Annotated in this window: 11 protein-coding genes and 1 tRNA gene; 6 read left to right on the plus strand and 6 right to left on the minus strand. The window is 72.3% G+C overall.

Annotated elements, in window-relative coordinates:
• Window positions 1–250, plus strand: a 250-nt coding sequence (locus tag QOZ89_RS19205) for an IS3 family transposase (RefSeq protein WP_312624401.1), incomplete at its 5' end; no start/stop codon positions are given.
• Between the two features lie 331 nt (window positions 251–581).
• On the opposite strand, the gene QOZ89_RS19210 is transcribed toward QOZ89_RS19205, so the two are convergent.
• The 3 genes from QOZ89_RS19210 to QOZ89_RS19220 all read right to left on the minus strand — a co-directional run bounded on the left by QOZ89_RS19210 (window position 582) and on the right by QOZ89_RS19220 (window position 3,148).
• Window positions 582–654, minus strand: a tRNA-Thr gene (locus QOZ89_RS19210).
• 235 nt (window positions 655–889) lie between these two features.
• Complete coding sequence (locus QOZ89_RS19215) at window positions 890–2,260, minus strand: winged helix DNA-binding domain-containing protein (protein ID WP_312624402.1); 1,371 nt, start codon at window positions 2,258–2,260, stop codon at window positions 890–892.
• Between the two features lie 255 nt (window positions 2,261–2,515).
• Window positions 2,516–3,148 carry a hypothetical protein gene (locus tag QOZ89_RS19220; protein ID WP_071052126.1) on the minus strand — a complete coding sequence of 211 codons (633 nt, stop codon included), beginning with the start codon at window positions 3,146–3,148 and terminating at the stop codon, window positions 2,516–2,518.
• A 718-nt stretch (window positions 3,149–3,866) separates the two neighbouring features.
• Between QOZ89_RS19220 and QOZ89_RS19225 the strand changes: the two genes are divergently transcribed.
• A complete protein-coding gene (locus QOZ89_RS19225; protein ID WP_071052127.1) occupies window positions 3,867–4,874 on the plus strand; it encodes an acetamidase/formamidase family protein in 1,008 nt (335 codons plus the stop codon).
• An 83-nt stretch (window positions 4,875–4,957) separates the two neighbouring features.
• Here QOZ89_RS19225 and QOZ89_RS19230 read toward each other — a convergent pair whose 3' ends face one another.
• Window positions 4,958–6,100: a hypothetical protein gene (locus QOZ89_RS19230; RefSeq protein WP_312624403.1), complete on the minus strand. Its 1,143-nt coding sequence runs from the start codon at window positions 6,098–6,100 to the stop codon at window positions 4,958–4,960.
• Between the two features lie 691 nt (window positions 6,101–6,791).
• Between QOZ89_RS19230 and QOZ89_RS19235 the strand changes: the two genes are divergently transcribed.
• Together QOZ89_RS19235 and QOZ89_RS19240 are read left to right on the plus strand one after the other, a co-directional pair.
• Window positions 6,792–7,481 (plus strand): acVLRF1 family peptidyl-tRNA hydrolase, encoded by a 690-nt coding sequence (locus tag QOZ89_RS19235; RefSeq protein ID WP_083419512.1) that lies wholly within the window; start codon window positions 6,792–6,794, stop codon window positions 7,479–7,481.
• 748 nt (window positions 7,482–8,229) lie between these two features.
• Window positions 8,230–8,541, plus strand: coding sequence for a hypothetical protein (locus QOZ89_RS19240; RefSeq protein WP_312624404.1), 312 nt, complete (start codon window positions 8,230–8,232; stop codon window positions 8,539–8,541).
• Window positions 8,542–8,823: 282 nt separating this feature from the next.
• On the opposite strand, the gene rlmB is transcribed toward QOZ89_RS19240, so the two are convergent.
• A complete protein-coding gene (gene rlmB / locus QOZ89_RS19245; RefSeq protein WP_071052131.1) occupies window positions 8,824–9,924 on the minus strand; it encodes a 23S rRNA (guanosine(2251)-2'-O)-methyltransferase RlmB in 1,101 nt (366 codons plus the stop codon).
• Between the two features lie 579 nt (window positions 9,925–10,503).
• On the opposite strand from rlmB, the gene QOZ89_RS19250 reads away from it, so the two are divergent.
• Complete coding sequence (locus QOZ89_RS19250; protein ID WP_083419513.1) at window positions 10,504–11,673, plus strand: protein phosphatase 2C domain-containing protein; 1,170 nt, start codon at window positions 10,504–10,506, stop codon at window positions 11,671–11,673.
• Window positions 11,674–11,962: 289 nt separating this feature from the next.
• On the plus strand, window positions 11,963–13,402 hold the full coding sequence (locus tag QOZ89_RS19255; RefSeq protein ID WP_312624405.1) for an FHA domain-containing protein: 1,440 nt from the start codon (window positions 11,963–11,965) through the stop codon (window positions 13,400–13,402).
• A gap of 1,055 nt (window positions 13,403–14,457) precedes the next feature.
• Here QOZ89_RS19255 and cysS read toward each other — a convergent pair.
• Window positions 14,458–16,002 (minus strand): cysteine--tRNA ligase, encoded by a 1,545-nt coding sequence (cysS, locus tag QOZ89_RS19260; RefSeq protein ID WP_312624406.1) that lies wholly within the window; start codon window positions 16,000–16,002, stop codon window positions 14,458–14,460.
• Window positions 16,003–16,234: the final 232 nt, after the last annotated feature.

A 16,234-nucleotide genomic window follows, 5' to 3' on the forward strand; every position in this document is an offset into this window, starting at 1 on the left:
CTTCACCCCCAAAGGCTCGTCCTGGATCAACCAGGTCGAGACCTGGTTCGGTATCATCACGCGCCAGTCGATCCGGCGTGGCACGTTCAGCTCCGTAAAAGTCCTTATCAAGCAGATCCAGGACTACATCGCCTACTGGAACGCCGACGCGGAGCCGTTCGTCTGGACCGCGACCGCCGACGAGATCCTCGCCAAGGTCAAAATGGTCCAGACCAACATCAAGAAATTGGTCGACAACAATGATAAATAAAGGAAGCGGAATCACGAGGCACTAGGCGGGCAGCGCCACGACAGTCTGAACCGCCCCGGCGTGTCCGGAGACCTGATCTCGTGAGGAGATGACGTCGATCAGCGTCTATCCGATTCGCTCACGTTTTCGTCTGGCACGCAAGCACCAACTACCGTCTGTAAACGCCCCGTGTGACGGAGCGTCACGGAAACTAGCACCGTCCGACCGTAAACGATCATGCGGTTTGGCACGGTCGTGCGAAATGAGCACACAATGAGCTCACATCGACGATCATCGATACCTGAAGGCTAGATCAAAATCGCAACTCCGCAGGTCAGCGGGATGTTGATCGAGCCGACGAGGGGACTCGAACCCCTAACCGCCCGATTACAAGTCGGGTGCGCTACCAATTGCGCCACGCCGGCGTGGATCTCTACGATACCCGACCGGCCGTGCCCGGTCGTCTGGCCGGGAGCGGCGGCAGGCCATGACGAGTGGCGGGAGGCCGCTGGCTGACACCGCGCAGGGGCGGCTGGCTCCGCCCGGTGCGCTCGGCCCGAGTGGCTCGCTCGAGTTTCCGCGGCCCGTCCCTCAGCTCAGGTCGAGTCTGGGCCTAGCCGGCGCCGAGCCGAGGGACGGCAGCTGGTCGACGCACAGTCTTCAGCCGGCGCTGTCGGGGACGTCAGCGGGCGAGTCAGCCGCGCCGACGAAGAAGCGTTGGATGTCGGTCGCCTCGGCGTGTAGGGCGGACTCGATGTCCGGGGTGAGGGGGGCGAAGGGGGACAAGGCGACCTTGCCGGCCGGCATCGTCCAGGTGGCGGCGGCGCGGCCGGCGACCAGGGCGATCGGGCGGAATATCCCGTTGACGGTCACGATGCCGCGGTAGGGGCCCGTTACCCAGTCCCGGGAGGCCCAGCCGTGGAGGACCGGGTCGAAAGGGCCGAGCAGCCGGGACCGCAGTGTTTCCAGGCCCATCTCGTCCGGGCTGCCTCCGCCACCGCCGCCGGTGGCGCCGCGACCAGCTCGGTCCGCGGTGCCGCGTGCATCCGGGTCGTCCGGCTCGTCGGCGCCGAAACCGGCCGGATGGTTTCGCGTGATCGCGCGCCCGTCGTCCGACGTCTCGATCCTGCCCGCCTCGGCCGCCAGGGCGAAGCCGCGCCGGATATCGCGCAGCGGCAGGCCCGACCAGGTGGCCAGGTCCCTGTCATCGGCGGGGCCGTGGCCGGCGAGGTAGCGCACTGTCAGCTCCGAGAGGGCCGCGTCGCGATCGACGCCCGGGTCAGACCCGGGCCCCGGGTCAAGCGCGGGCCCCGGGTCAGACGCGGGCCCCGGGTCAGACGCGGGCCCCGGGTCAGGCGCGGACGGCGAGGAAGGCGCTGGCGGAGCCGCCAGTTCGCCGAGCCAGTCGCTAGCCAGTGCGTAGGCCTGCTCCGTGCCTGCCATCGGGCCACGGACCACCATGCCCCGCAGACTCGCATGGACAAGGATCATGATGAGTGCCTGCCCCGCGACCGGCACTCCGGCCGCGCCGAGCAGGTCACGCAGCCGCCCACGGGTCAGTGGGCCTTCGTCGGCCAGCGCGCGCTCGACAAGACTGACCGCGCGATCAGCCTCGGTTGGCGAGACGCCCTCCTCGGCGAGCCGTCGGCGGACGAAGGCGTGTTGCCGAGGCGCGGTGAGCGCGTGCAACCACTGGTAGTCCTCGGCGCGGACTAGGTGCAGTGTTCCCCGGTTCAGCCAGGTCACCACTATCTTCCGCTCGGCGAAGGCCCGGTCGACGTCCGCGACCGTCAGGCCAGTGGTACGCGAACGCACCGCGAGCCGCAGGCCGCGTAGGTCCTGCGCCTGCACCGCGAGCACCCGCCCGACCGCCCCGACGACGGCCGAGACCCGCGCGTCGGCGCTCGGCCCGGCCAGCAGCGGATCGGCTAGCAGCTGCGACGTAAGCCGCCGCACCGCCACCACCGGCGCGACATCCGCGGACCCGGCCTGGGCGGCAGCCGAAGCAGGAGCGGAATCAGAACGCGCCATGCTTCCAGCATCCCTCCCGAATACGACAGAAATCCCAGGCAGTGTGCCTGGGATATGCGCCTGAGGCCAAGCTGGTGGAACCGTGTGACCGCGATCCGCGCCGCCACCCCTCCCGCCCCGGACCCCGCCGGTCCGGTCCTGAGACTGAGACCGGGACCGGACCGGCACCGAGACCGGCAGTCAGTACGGCCCGCGATACGGCTTGGCGCGCCAGCCCCCCCGAGGGCCGGCGCGCCAAGCCGAGTACCGGGACGATCAGTAGCGGTGGTAGCGCTGGGTGGGCAGGTCACGACCGCCGCCGTTGGCGTAGGTCTCGTGGCCGTCGGTCGTGATCGGGCCGCCGTTCCTCCCCGGGAGGATGCGGACCTTCTCCGTGAGGCCGTCGAAGTAGTAGGTCGCGGTGACCGAGATACCCATGTAGCCCCAGCTCACGTTCTTCGCGGTGCCCCAGTCGGCGTAGTTGCTGGACAGGCCCATCCAGCCGTGGGAAACGATGCGGATCCGCCCAGTGTTGAGCTTGTTGCAGTCGGTGAAGGAGAGGGTGACGCTGGCGAGAAAGGCCTTCGAGTCGTTTGCCACCCAGACGCCGGCATATGCGGAGCCGGGGGAGTTGGTGGGGCAGCTCGTCTTCGCGCCACCCCCGGCGAACGCCGCTCCCCCTGCCGATGCGGTGGGGACAGACTGGTCGGCCGGCTTCGGCGTCGTCGCAGCGGTCACGTCCGCCGACGTGGCGGCGGAGGCCGGGGCGGTCGAGTTGGCTGCCGCCGCCGCCGCGTCGGTGCTCGTCGATTCCGCCGTGCACGCCGCCGTGGCCAGGCCCAGGGCCAGGGCGCTCACGGCCAGCGCCGTGCCGGCCCGCCGGGACAGCGGAGCAAGAATTCGGTTCATGATTACTTCTCCTGTCAGATACGCGACGCTTTTCAGTGCCGCGACGCGGAAGGAGGCCAGTACCCCCGGTTCACGACCGATGTATCCGGCCGGCGACGTCTCGATATTGGCGGCCGCCACGTTCCCGGTGGAAGGGAACGCGTTCCCGGGCGGCTCGGGATTATGTGGGAGCAGGCCCCTACGGCCGCCACGGCTGGACCGGGAAAACCCCTGGTCAGATGCGCTCGGGAACATCGTCCGAAGACTTCGTCCGGGTACCTGTCAGGCGGGCGACATATTCAGCCCGCACAACGCGGAGAAACCACTCCCCCGGCCAGTCAATTTCGGCTCGTCCTCACGCCGGTGCCGGTTGACGGCCGGCCGCCGCGCACAGGCGCATGCCCGCCGGAAATGTTCACGGGCCGGCATGGGCGCCCGGAGAGCCGACTTCTCGGCCGCACGCCGGCCCGCAGTGCGCCGGCGCCCCCTGCCCGAGAGCCGCCGGGTGCCTCCTGTGACCTTCGCCGGCCAATAGCGACGGCGTAACGGGACGGTCGTAGATTCGCGCCGACGCACCTGAGCAGCCGACGTACCTGAGCAGGTGTAGGTGGGTCACGGCATCGGAGGGTCCGACCGCGGCCGACGCGGCGCGAAGGTGCGTCGTGGGAGCGACCTCGCGGGAACGGCACATCGTGGACGGCGTCCCGAAACGGCGCCAGGGAACGAGGAGGCGGCGCGGGTGGAGGTTGTCGAGTTCCGGCCGGAACCCGAGCAGTTCGCGTGGACGTTCGGTGGCGTGTCACCGATCCGGCGGGTGCGGCCGGGTACCGTCCTGCGGCTGTGGACGGAGGACGCGTTCTGCGGACGGCTGCGGACGACGTCCGACCTGCCGAGCAGCGCGCTGATGATGCCGTTCGTCAACCCGCAGACCGGTCCGTTCTACGTCGAAGGCGCCGAACCTGGCGACACGCTGGTTCTGCACCTCGTCGATCTCACTCCGGCGCGCGGTTGGGGCGCGTCGACGACGATCCCGTTCTTCGGTGGCCTGACCGGTACGGACCGGACGGCGACCCTTCAGCCGCCGCTGCCCGAGCGGACCTGGATCTACGAGGTCGACCGCTCGCGCGGCACCGTCACCTTCAGCGCCCTGACAAGTGAATTCCAGCTCGACCTGCCGATGTCGCCCATGCTCGGCACGGTCGGCGTCGCGCCCGCCGCCTTCGAGGCCCGATCGGCGCTGGTCCCCGACCGGTTCGGCGGGAACATGGACACTCCGGAGATGCGGGCCGGGGTGACCTGCTACCTCGGAGTCAACGTCGAAGGCGCGCTGTTCTCCATCGGTGACGGCCATTATCGGCAGGGCGAGGGCGAAGCCTGCGGGACAGCCGTCGAGGGCGCGATGGACGTGACATTGATCGTCGAGCTGGTCAAGGGACGGGCCCCGCTGTGGCCACGGCTGGAGAGCGACACCCATCTGATCACGGTCGGATCGAGCCGGCCGTTGGAGGACGCCTGGCGGATCAGCCAGGTGGAGATGGTCAACTGGCTGTCCGAGCTGTACCGACTGGAGACGCTCGACAGCTACCAGCTACTCAGCCAGCTCAGCGAGGCTCCGCTGGCCAACGTCGTCGACGTGAACTACAGCGCCCTGGCCAAGGTCGCGAAGACATACCTCCCGCCGGCCACCGCCTACGACGGCCTGCACCGCCATCTGCGCGAGCTGGCCGCCCAGATCCCAACATCCTGATCTGTCCGCTGTACCGCGGTACTACCGCCGTACGCGGTACTACCCGCCGCACCGCCGAGCTGCCGTGCCTTCAGCGGCGCGCGTCAGCAGGTCGGCACGTCCGAGAAGCCGAGCACGACAGCCGTGAAGAAGTTGGCGCGGTAGCAGGTCGGCGACGCGGACGGTGCCGGCGCGGCGCTCGGCCCGGCGGATGGCTGGGTGCCACCGCCCGAGCCGCTCGTACCGTCCGAACCATCGTCAGACCCGGGCCCGGCGACCGCGACGGGCTGACCGGATGCCGGCGCGGGGACCAGGGCTGCCTGCTCCTCGGCGGTCGCAGCGGACGGCCCCGCGGTGCCACCGGGCGCGGCGGCCGCTCCTCCGGCCCCGCCACCGCCGTCGGCCGGTCCCGCACCCGCGCCGGGTACCGATCCGTCGGCCATGGCTGCGCCGTCGAGGTCGCCCGGGTCGGAAGCACCTCCGTCGTCGGCCGAGCCAGCGACGCCGGGTGCCGCGACCCCGCCCGGTCCAGCCCCCGGCCCGCGCCCGCCGCCACCATCGGTGTCGGCGTCACGGCCGGCGGCCACGATGGAGAGCCCGCCGATCAGCAGGGCGAGCACCACGGCGCCGGCCACCACCACGAGCGGGAGCGGCCCCATCCGCCGGCGAAACAGCCTGTCGACCCAGCCCCACGCCATTTGGCGGCCGCCCGACCGCCGCCTCCGCGCCCCCGCCGACACCACCCGGCCGGCCGCCGCCGATCCGGAGGGGACGGGCGACGGACCACTCGCGGGATCCGCGCCCGCCAACGCGCTGCCCAGCGGGTCAGCCAGCCCGGCGGATCGGCCTGGTTCCACCGAACCCGCCGCCGTCGGCGGGGTCTTCACACCCATCAGACCGGTCGACCCGGTCGGACCCCCCAGGCCGGTTCCCGGACCTGGGAGGCTGGCCGCAGCAGTGGGCTCCGCGGTGGCGCCGGCCGACCCGCGGCCGACGATCGCCTCGAGGGCGTCCGGATCCACGATCTCCACGTCGTCGGCCGTGTATGCGTAGGCGGGGTCCCACGGCTCATCGACGAGCTCCGCTTCCCAGACCTCACCGTCCAGGTCCACGCCGCCGGGCCCCCACCGGGTTCCCACGCCAGACCCGGAGCGCGCGGCCCTCGCGGAGAAGCCACCCGCGTTGTCACCCGCGGCGGAGTCTCGCGCGCCGTCGCGCCACGATGGCTGGTCGTACCCGTTGCCCATGTGTCCCCCGCCTAGGGCGACGTTGCGCGGCGGGCCGCCGCACCACGGCGCCGGGCCAGGTGTGCGACCAGAGGGACGGCTCCCGCGACGCCCGACGCCCTGTGATCTGGTGGCGATACCGCACGGGACAATACGTTAGAGGTTCCCGAGTGCCACAAGACGGAGACAATTCGCCACTGTAGGTGGTGAACCCGTCACGTTGATGGATCGGCCGCCTGGACGCACCGTCACGGCGTCCATGCCTCAGGCCAGCCAGCCTCAGGCCCGGTAGACCCGCTGTCGGACCGCCCGGCGGCAGCCGTGGCACTGGTCTCAGCGGAGGCGGCGCGCCCCGTCGCCATCGGATTGAGATCAAGTTCCACGGCGCCTTCCCTGACATCACCGACGCCCATGTCGAGGCGGGCCGCGACGAGACCGCCGTTGCCTCGGCCGCTGTCGCGGCACGACGTCGCAACGTTGCGGCGTCGCAACGTCGCAATGTTGCGGCGTCGCGGCGTCGCGGCGTCGCGGCGTAACCCTGCGCAATGTCGCAATGTCGCGGCAACCAGGCTGGGTCGTGCTCGGACAGCCCACGGGTCAGCCCCACGGCTGGCGCCGCCCGCGACGCGGGGTGGTGATCCGTCGACCAGCGGACGTAGGTCAGGATGAGACGATGGGACCTGGGCTTCCGGCCGCTGGTGGAGGCCGATGGGTGAACGTCGCCCCCGAGCGGCTGGCCGGCTGGTTCGACCGGTTCGTCGAGCGGCATGGGCCCGTCGCCTGGACGGTGTCGCCGCGGGCCGTCACCGTGACGGCGGCCGACGGCGCCGTGGCCGACTGCCAGGTGCCCTTTCCACCGTTGCCGTCCGCGCCCACCGCCACCGAGACAGCCCCCACCACCGAGACCGCCACAGCCACAGCCACAGCGGATGGCTCCCCCGGGCACCAGCTCGCCGCGCATGCGCTGGCCGACCGGCGGGTCGGCGTGCTGCTGGTCCGGCTGGGCGGCCATGCGGCGGGGGTGTTCGACGGGCCCCGCCTGATCGCGTCGAAGGTGGGGACACGGCAGGTGCACGGGCGCAGCGCGGCCGGCGGCTGGTCGCAGCAGCGGTTCGCCCGGCGCCGCGACGGCCAGGTCAGGGTGGCCCTCGCCGCCGCGGCCGACGTGGCGGTAGCCGTCCTGCTGCCCGTGGCCGCCGAGCTGAACGCCGTCGTCCTCGGTGGTGAGCGGCGCGCGGCGGCACAGGTTCTCGACGATCCGCGGCTCATGCCGCTGCGTGGGCTGGTCGTGCCGCCGTTCCTGACCGTCCCGGATCCACGCCGTCGAGTTCTCGACGAGTCGGCCGCCCAGTTCCGCGCCGTGCGCATCCGCGTCGTCGAGCCCGGGGCGCCCGAATTGTGACGAGCGGCCGCCCGGCCCAGTCCAGCCCGGGCGGCTCGGTAACGCGATGCGTCAGTGATCCGGGCTTCGGCATTCGGCCGGAGCCGGGCCGGGCCGGGACCGAACGTCCCGCCAGGTGACCGACCGGCCGCTTCACGACCGCTCCCGCACTCGCCTGATAATTGCCGATTTCTACTGCATTGATGTTTTCGAGCCATCCAGGAATGGCGTTTGTCACGCCGACGACTATGCGCGGCCATTCGGCCACCCAATGGCCAATGCAACACCGGCCCGGCCACGCGCCGTGCCCGTCGCCGCGAAGGAAAGGCGTGCCGCCACTGTCCGTATCATCCACAGGCGCGCCTAAGCCGCCCATCGATCGCGTACATGCCCCGAGTGGGACGTGATTTGCGTCACCCGCGGTTTCAGATTTTACGTGCGGCCCGGCCCCGGGGCATGGTGTTTGCCGTGCCCGGCGATGGGTTGGGCACCTACCGGGCGGCACGTCGCGTGCCTGCCCCGTCCGGTTGAACGAACATGCGGCAGGCCCGAGGAATGACGGCGCGGCTAAGCGCCGAAACGGCTCGCGGACCGGCATATACCGGCAGCGCGACGCCGAGCGGCCCACAGGGCCGAGCGCCGGTCGGCGGCCGATGGCCGGCGACGGGTGGCCGTCCGGCGGTCACGAAACAGTCACGAGCGGGTCAGTAAGCCTCAACCCGCGGCTGGGCCGGACGAATTCCTTGGCGACGTGGGGAGGGAAACTCTGGTGTCCACTGCGCGCAACCACGTCAGTTCGCGTTGGCTGAGGCGCCTCCTGCCGCGCCAGGCTTCGCCATCGTCACGCCGCCTCCGGGCGGCTGTCCTCGCCCCGGTCCTGGCGGCCAGCATCGGTGCCGGGCTCGCCGCGGCTCAGCCGGCGGACGCCGCCGTATCCGCGCCCCGGTTCCTCTCGGTCGTCGTCCCCTGTAAGTCGGCGGCCGACCCGGACATCCTGCGCTCCGTCACACCGGCGCACCACGCCGCATCCCAGAACGGCTCTTCGGCGTTCACCCGGCCCTGCTGGACCCGTACCGGCTGAGCGACGGCCCATCACGTCACCACGGCAGCGGCCGAGTGGCATTGGCCTGACAGGCCGGCCTCACGGCGCCGCGACGCGGCCCCGTGCCCTCCGGGGCGCGGGGCCGCACCCGTTGGGTTCATCCGCGTCCCGTGCCGGACTTCCCGGTGGCACCGTTACGTACGCCGGCCCTTCTACGGGCTCCTCGGAGCGCCGGATCGGCGGGAACCGATCTCGGAAGGTCGGATCACCCGCCGGACATACGGGGCCGGACGCGCGCGCCGGCAGGGCCGTGGCTCCCGGTCAGCCGGTCGGAGAGGAGACGCGCCGGCGCCGAGCGATCTCGGCCAGGGCGACGCCTGCGGCCACGCCGGCGTTCAGCGATTCGACCTCGCCAGCCATCGGGATCCTGACCAGCAGGTCACAGGTCTCGCCCACCAGCCGGGACAGGCCCCGCCCTTCGGAACCGATGACGAGGACGAGCGGGTCGGTAGCGGCCTCCAGGTCGTCGAGGCTGACGTCCGCGTCGGCGGCGAGCCCCACGACCACCAGCCCACCGTCCGCGAACGAACGCAGCGTCCTGGTCATGTTGGTGGCGCGCGCGACCGGCAGCCGAGCCGCCGCGCCGGCCGATGTCTTCCAGGCCGCGGCCGTCATCCCGGCGGCGCGCCGCTCCGGCACGACGACCCCCTGGGCGCCGAAGGCCGCCGCCGAACGGGCCACCGCGCCGAGATTGCGCGGGTCGGTCACCCCGTCAAGGGCGACGAGCAATCCGGGGCTCGCGGCCCGCGCCCGCTTCAGCAGGTCGTCGGGGTGCGCGTAACGGTAGGGAGGGATGACCAGCGCGAGGCCCTGGTGCGGCGCCACGCCGCACAGCCGGTCAAGCTCGGCCCGGCCGACGTCGACGACGGACATCCCGGCCCGGCCGGCGAGCTTGCGTGCCTCCGCCAGCCGCTCATCGAAATCCAGACCGCCGGCGACGTAGAGAGTCGTCGCCGGGACGGCGGCCCGCAGCGCCTCGACGACGGCGTTGCGGCCAACGACGAACTCGTCGGCCTCACCAGCTCGCCGCCCGCTCATGCCGCGCGCGGCGGCACCGGCCGCGGACGCGCCGCCCGCCGCTCCTCGCGAGGCCGCGCCGTCCCGGCCCGTCCTGGCACCGGCCGTACCCGTCCGCGTGCCGGCGTCGTCGGCCCTGGCGGCCGCGTTGGCACGGCGCTGCGCCGGGTGCCCCTTGCGCATCTCCGCCGGTGGGGTCGCCCCCTTGCCGCTCAACGCCCGGCGGCCCAGGCCGCCGGAGCCGGCCGCGGCACCCTTGCGGTGCGACCCGGCCTTCGCCGCCCGGCCACCCTGACCGCCGCGGGCCACTCCGCCGCCTCCGCCGCCGCGCCGTCCCGTCGCCATCGCTGGGTCACCCCTCGTCATCAGCTTCGCCCGGACCGCTGTCCCTGACCGGGCGCCGCCACCTGCGGTTGCCCAAGCACCTCAGGGTAGCTGATCTCGTCAGGGCTGGTCGCGACGTGGCGAGACCGGACGGTCGCCAGAGTGGACGAACGCGCACCCCATACCAGGGAAATTGCCTATGCCCACCACGATCAGTAATCATTGGCGGCATGTCAGCGCGCCCTCCGGGCCACCCATACCTACGCGTGGTCGGGACGATCACTCCTCGAAGCCAGGCGAGGCGATGATCGCATACGCGACGCCTTACCTCGTGATCGCGGGCATCGACGGATCGGGCCCTATGCTGCGAAGATTCTCCCCTAGCCGGCCCTGGGTATCCGAGCCGGTCGGGGAGACGCCGCAAGCACCGCGGCGGGCGGGAGGCACGACAATGGCTGCGCGCACACCGTCTGGACGCGGCGGGGGTCGGGCAGCCATGCCGTCGACACCTGCCTCGCCCCGGCCCGGAGTGACCAACGCGACGGGACTCCCCGACGCGGTATGCCGACACAGCCGATGCATGGGACGCCGGAGAACGGGATGACCGTGGAGCACGACGCCGCTGGAGGCTACGACGTCGGCGAGTCCGGCTATGCCAGGGGGTCCGGCTATGGAGGCGGGTCCGGGTATGACCCGCGTGAGCGCGGCATGCCGGAGAGAGGACGGTCCCTGATCGACGAGCGCACCGGCCGCTGCCCACGCTGCGCCGCTGCCATCTACGACGACGACCGGTACTGCGAGGCCTGCGGGCTCTCGCTGGTCGGCCCGCCGGTGACCAGCGGCGACTCCGACCACCGGGAGAAGGACCTCGGCGCGATCGCCGGTGTCAGCGACCGGGGTGTGCGGCACACGAGCAACGAGGACGCCATGGGCGTCGCCGAGGTGTACGGGACGCTGATCGCCGTCGTCTGCGACGGGGTGTCGACGACACCCGGCTCCGCGCAGGCGTCGTCGGCCGCCGCCGCGACCGCGACCGCGATCCTCGCCGACGCGATCCGTGCGCACGGCCCGGGGCGCCCCGTGCCGGTGAGCCGCGGTGGCGGGCGTAGCCCTGGCGACGAGATGCTCGACGTCCTTGGGCCGTCCGACGACGAGTACGGCGACGAGGCGGTCACCGTCCCGAGCGCCCTGGTCGGCGGGTTCGGTCCCGAGGAGGCCGAGCTCGCGCTGCACCACGCCGTGCACGCCGCGCAGGAGGTGATCGCGGAGCTCAGTGCCGCCGAGGGTCGGATGGCACCCTCATGCACGATCGCCGCCGCGATCATCTCACCGCCGACCGTCGACGGACCGAGCACGGTCACCGTCGGCTGGGTGGGTGACAGCCGGGTCTATCTGCTGGGCCCGCGCTGGTCGGAGCGGCTCACCGCGGACGACACCTGGGCCGCGGAGGCCGCCAGGGCCGGCCTCATCCCGGCCTCGGAGGCCGAGACGCACCGGCGAGCCCATACCCTTACCCGGTGGCTCGGGGGCGACGCGGAGGACGTGGCACCGCACACGGCGGTGTTCCCGATCGAGGCGCCCGCGACGGTACTGGTCTGCAGCGATGGGCTGTGGAACTACGCATCCCGGCCGGACGTCATGGCGGCGATCATCAACCAGCTGCCGCCGGAGGCCGAGGCGGTCGAGGTGGGCCGCCACCTCGTGGACTTCGCGATCGACCAGGGTGGGCACGACAACATCACCGTGGTCGCGGTCCGCGTGGACCGTTGAGCGCGCCGCTACCCGGCGGTCACCTGACCGTCCGCGCGAGTAAGCACGGACGGGTCAGTGCGGGCCGTCCGGAAGCCGCTGCGACACTGGAGGCGTTGCCGTCGGCCAGCCAGCCGGAGGCCACGGCGACCAGTCAGGCAACAACGCAACCCGGCGGCTCCTACAAAAGCCGGAGCAGATCCATAATCCAACAACGGGTACGGTTCGTCAGAGGAAGCGAGGTCGGCCAGCGTGACGGGGGCTCTCTCGGCGCCCGGCCGGCCAGGACCGTCCGGGTGAAGGTGATCAGGTGAGCGCACGCTGCCCGGAGGGGCACCTGTCCCAGGATCCCGACTACTGCGATCAGTGCGGTCTCCGCATCACGAGTGGTCAGGACAGCTACAGCTATCGGTCGGACGACCGTGGCGCGCAAGTCGGCTCCTACGGGGGCGGATCGAGCCACGGCGGCGGCGGAGCGGGCGGTTACGACCCCCTCGGCATCCGCCGCGACACCGACCCCGACGGTCGCGGCCCAGCCCGCGGCGCCGACCCATATGCCGGGGACCAGTACGGCGGTGGATATGGGCCCGGCGCCGCGAGCGGCTACGACGAACGCCCTGCGCGCTCGGCGTACAGCCCGGACGCCTACGACCCGGACAGCGGCTACGCGCCGCGTGGCCGCGTCGAGGGCCGCGACGGCCTGGAGGGCCGGGACCCCGGCGGCTACGCGCCGCGTGGTCGCGACGGCCGGGACGACCCGGACGCCGGCTACCCAGCGCGCGGCCGCGACGGTGCGGACGGCCGGGATCGCGACGCGTACGCCCGCGGCCGTGACAGCGGCTCCGGCGGGTATGCGCCGCGCGTCGGCGAGCGGGATGACTACGGCCGCGACCAGTACGGTCGTGACGCCGGCGCCGGCGCCGGCGCTGGTACTGGTACTGGTACTGGCGCCGGTGGCTATGCGCGCGGCGGCCGGGACGATGCCGTCGTGGACCGGGACGGGTACGGAGGCCGCGGCGGCCGGGACAGCGCCGGCGTGCCAGGCGAGCGTGGTTACGGCTACGAGGCGGACCCGCTCGGCGTCGACGACCGGGGTGAGCGCGCCGCGCGCCCCGACCGGGCCGCGCCTGGCGCCGGCGGCCGCTACCCGCAGTGCCCGAACTGCCGGGCGTTCCACGAGCCGGGCGCCCGGTTCTGCGAGAACTGCGGCCTGGACTTCACCACCGGCCATGTGCCCGGCAGCGCCCCCGGCGCGACCGGGCGGCGCCAGACCGGCCCGCCGAGGGAGGACGCCGACTACGGCCAGCCGGTCATCACCGGCTCCGCCGCCAACTGGAACGGCGGCGGTGGCGGGGCGGTGGCGACGACCTGGGAGGCCGTCGTCGAGGCGGAACGGGAGTACTACGACAGCGGCGACGACCACCGTGTGCCGTTCCCGTCGTTCTACCCGCGCCGGGTGTTCCCGTTGAGCGGCCCTCGGCTGCTCGTCGGGCGGCGCAGCGAGTCCCGCGGCATCCACCCGGAGATCGACCTGTCGGGTGCTCCCGAGGACCCGGGCATCTCGCGGGCACATGCGATCTTCGAGCGGCAGCCGGACGGCAGCTACGCCCTGCTCGACCCCGGCTCCACGAACGGCACCCGGCTGAACGACGAGCCGGACCCGGTGGAGCCGAACGGCCGGATTCCGCTCCAGGACGGTGACCGCGTCTACCTGGGTGCCTGGACCCGCGTCACCATCCGCGCTCGCTGAGTTTCTGGTTCGCTCCGTCCGGGCGGCGCGCTACGGCCCCTTCCCTTGCTTCGCGGCGGGAAGGGACCTCCGCGCGCCGTCCTCCTCCGCTCACGTGCGCTCCGGCGACCTCCGCTGCGGCCCCCCTACGTCGCTTCGCTCGTAGGAGGGCCTCCGCGGAGGCACGCCTCCGCGCCAGCACGGTCACCTCTCGCTTGACCGTGCAAGACCAGGTCAGGCCCGTTGCCGGGGGCCACTTCGCTTCGCTCGTGGGGTGGCTTCACGCCTGATCGGTGGCTCCCGCAAGGATCTAGCTCCGGATCGGCCCGGTCTCGGAGTCGTGCTGTTCAAGCGGATCGCAACCGAGCTGGCGCGGAGGTGCGCCTCCGCGCCCAGCGCGGTCGCCTTGCGCTGGACCGTGCAGGACCCGGGTCAGGGCTGGTGCCGCCGGGGCACGTCGCTGCGCTCGTGGGGTGGGCTTCGCGTCGGGTCGGCGGCTCCCGCAGGGATCTAGCCGCAGATCGGGGCCGGTCTTGGATTCGTGCCGTTCCAGCGAAACGCACCCACGCTGGCGCGCCTCCGCGGAGGCCCGGCCACGAGCGAAGCGACGTGACCCCACCAAGACAGCAGCCTCGGGTTCACGACGTTCAGCGGGACGCAACCGAGCTGGGCGCGTAGGCGCACCTCGCGGAGGCCCTCCTACGAGCGAAGCGAAGTAGGCGGGCCGCAGCGAGGTCGCCGGAGCGCCCGTGAGCGCAGGAGGACACGGCGCGGAGGTCCCTTGGGAGCGAAGCGAGTAAGGGGCCGTAGCGCCGTGCCCGCACGGAGCGAACCAGCAACAACCTTCCACCCCGACCCCGGCCGACCCCGACCCACCTCCGCCAACCATCTTGCTGGGAGCGAAGCGAGTAAGGGGCCGTAGCGCCGTGTCCGCACGGAGCGAACCAGCAACAACCTTCCACCCCGACCCCGGCCGACCCCGACCTACCTCCGCCAACCACTTTGGCTGGGAGCGAAGCGAGTAAGGGGCCGTAGCGCCGTGCCCGCACGGAGCGAACCAGAGACAGAGCGAACCATCAACGCAGATGCCAGCGCTGTCCCTCGGGTGTGTCGTCGACGATGATGTCGGCGGCGGCGAGGCGGGCGCGGATCGAGTCGGCCTCGGCGAAGTCACGCCGGGCCCGCGCGGACGAGCGCAGGTCCAGGACGATCTCCATGACGCCGTCGAGTGCCGGGCGAAGCTCCGCGCCAGCGGCCGGCCACTGCTCGACCGGGTCCAGCCCGAGGACGGCGAGCATGCGCCGCGCGACCACCGCCCATCCGGCGAGCTCGCGGCTGTGAGCCTTGGCCAGCACCTGGTTGCCCTGGCCCACCGCGCCGAAGATCGCCGCGAGCGCCCGGGCGATACCGAGATCGTCGTCGAGCGACTCGGCGAAGGCGGCCCACGTCGCCGCCGGCGACGCCACCCCCGCGCCCGCGCCCGCGCCCGCGCCCGCCGGAGCCTCGGCGCTCGGACCGCCCCTGGCGCCCTTGCCCCGGGTTCTGGGCGCTGTGCGCACGGGCGGCGCGGCGGGTGCCTCGGCCGCCAGCGCGGCCGCGGTTTCCGGCCCGCCAAGGATGTCCAGGGCGTTGCGGACGAACGTCTCCACCCGGTCGTACGCCGCCGCCGACTCGGCGAGCGTCGCGGCGCTGAACTCCAGCGTCGAGCGGTAGTGCGCGGAGAGCAGGTGGTAACGCAGCACCTGCGGGCGCACCTGCGCGAGCACGTCGGTGACGAAGTACGAGTTACCCAGCGACTTCGACATCTTGGTGCCGCCGGTCGTCAACAGCCCGGTGTGCATCCAGTACCTGGCCATCTCCGGCTCGGCGGGCAGGCCACCGTGGCCGGCGGTCACGCACACCGTCTGTGCCAGCTCGTTCTCGTGGTGCGGGAACACCAGGTCCAGGCCGCCGCCATGGATGTCGAACACCTGGCCCAGGTACTTGCCGGCCATCGCGGAGCATTCGAGGTGCCAGCCGGGCCGACCAGGGCCCCAGGGCGAGTCCCAGGCAGGCTCGCCGGGGCGCGAGGCCTTCCACAGGGCGAAGTCACGCGGGTCGGCCTTGCCGGGCTCGGCCTCGGGGGAGGCCTGCATGGCGTCGGGCCGCTGGTTGGACAGGGCGCCGTAGTCGGCATAACGCCCGACGCGGAACCACACCGAGCCGTCGCCCTCATAAGCGAAGCCGCCCGCCATCAGGCGGGCGATCATGGCGTGCATCTCGGGTATGTGTGCCGTCGCCCGTGGCTCGATCGTCGGTGGCAGGATGCCGACCGACCGGTAGGCGTCGTCGAACGCCCGGGTCTCGCGGGTCGCCAGCTCCCAGACGGAGACAGCCTCCCGGCCCGCGTTTACGATGATCTTATCGTCGATGTCTGTGACGTTCTGCACATACGTGACGGCGTATCCGGACGCGAGCAGCCAGCGTCGCAGCAGGTCGAAGGCGACCGCCGAGCGAAGGTGGCCGACGTGCGGGCCGGACTGGACGGTCGGCCCACACACGTAGACGCCCACGTGGCCGGGGCGCAGCGGCTCGAACAGCCGCACACGCCGCGTACGCGTGTCGTATAGGTGCAGGCTCACCTGTCAAGAATACCGGCGGGCGCCAGGGCGCCCGCCGATCGGGCGCTGAGCGCCCTGCAACGTGGTTCCGGATCCAGGCATATGGCGGTGGCCGGCCTGGTCCTGGGTCGACGAGGTGGCTAAGTTGGCGCCAGCGCTGATGCGCTGTCACCATCGCGGGTTGGCTACCGCTTACTGGCGCCGCGGGCGCTCACTGGCGTGTCGGGCGATGGGCGCCCACCGCCCAACCGCC

This window comes from Pseudofrankia coriaricola, assembly GCF_032027725.1.
In the GTDB taxonomy this organism is placed as follows: Bacteria; Actinomycetota; Actinomycetes; order Frankiales; family Frankiaceae; genus Pseudofrankia.

Bases quoted from the DNA above. Each gene is read 5' to 3' on its own strand.
- QOZ89_RS19215 (WP_312624402.1), bottom strand. From the start codon at position 2,260: ATGGCGCGTTCTGATTCCGCTCCTGCTTCGGCTGCCGCCCAGGCCGGG.
- QOZ89_RS19220 (WP_071052126.1), bottom strand. From the start codon at position 3,148: ATGAACCGAATTCTTGCTCCGCTGTCCCGGCGGGCCGGCACGGCGCTG.
- QOZ89_RS19230 (WP_312624403.1), bottom strand. From the start codon at position 6,100: ATGGGCAACGGGTACGACCAGCCATCGTGGCGCGACGGCGCGCGAGAC.
- rlmB (WP_071052131.1), bottom strand. From the start codon at position 9,924: ATGGCGACGGGACGGCGCGGCGGCGGAGGCGGCGGAGTGGCCCGCGGC.
- QOZ89_RS19250 (WP_083419513.1), top strand. From the start codon at position 10,504: ATGACCGTGGAGCACGACGCCGCTGGAGGCTACGACGTCGGCGAGTCC.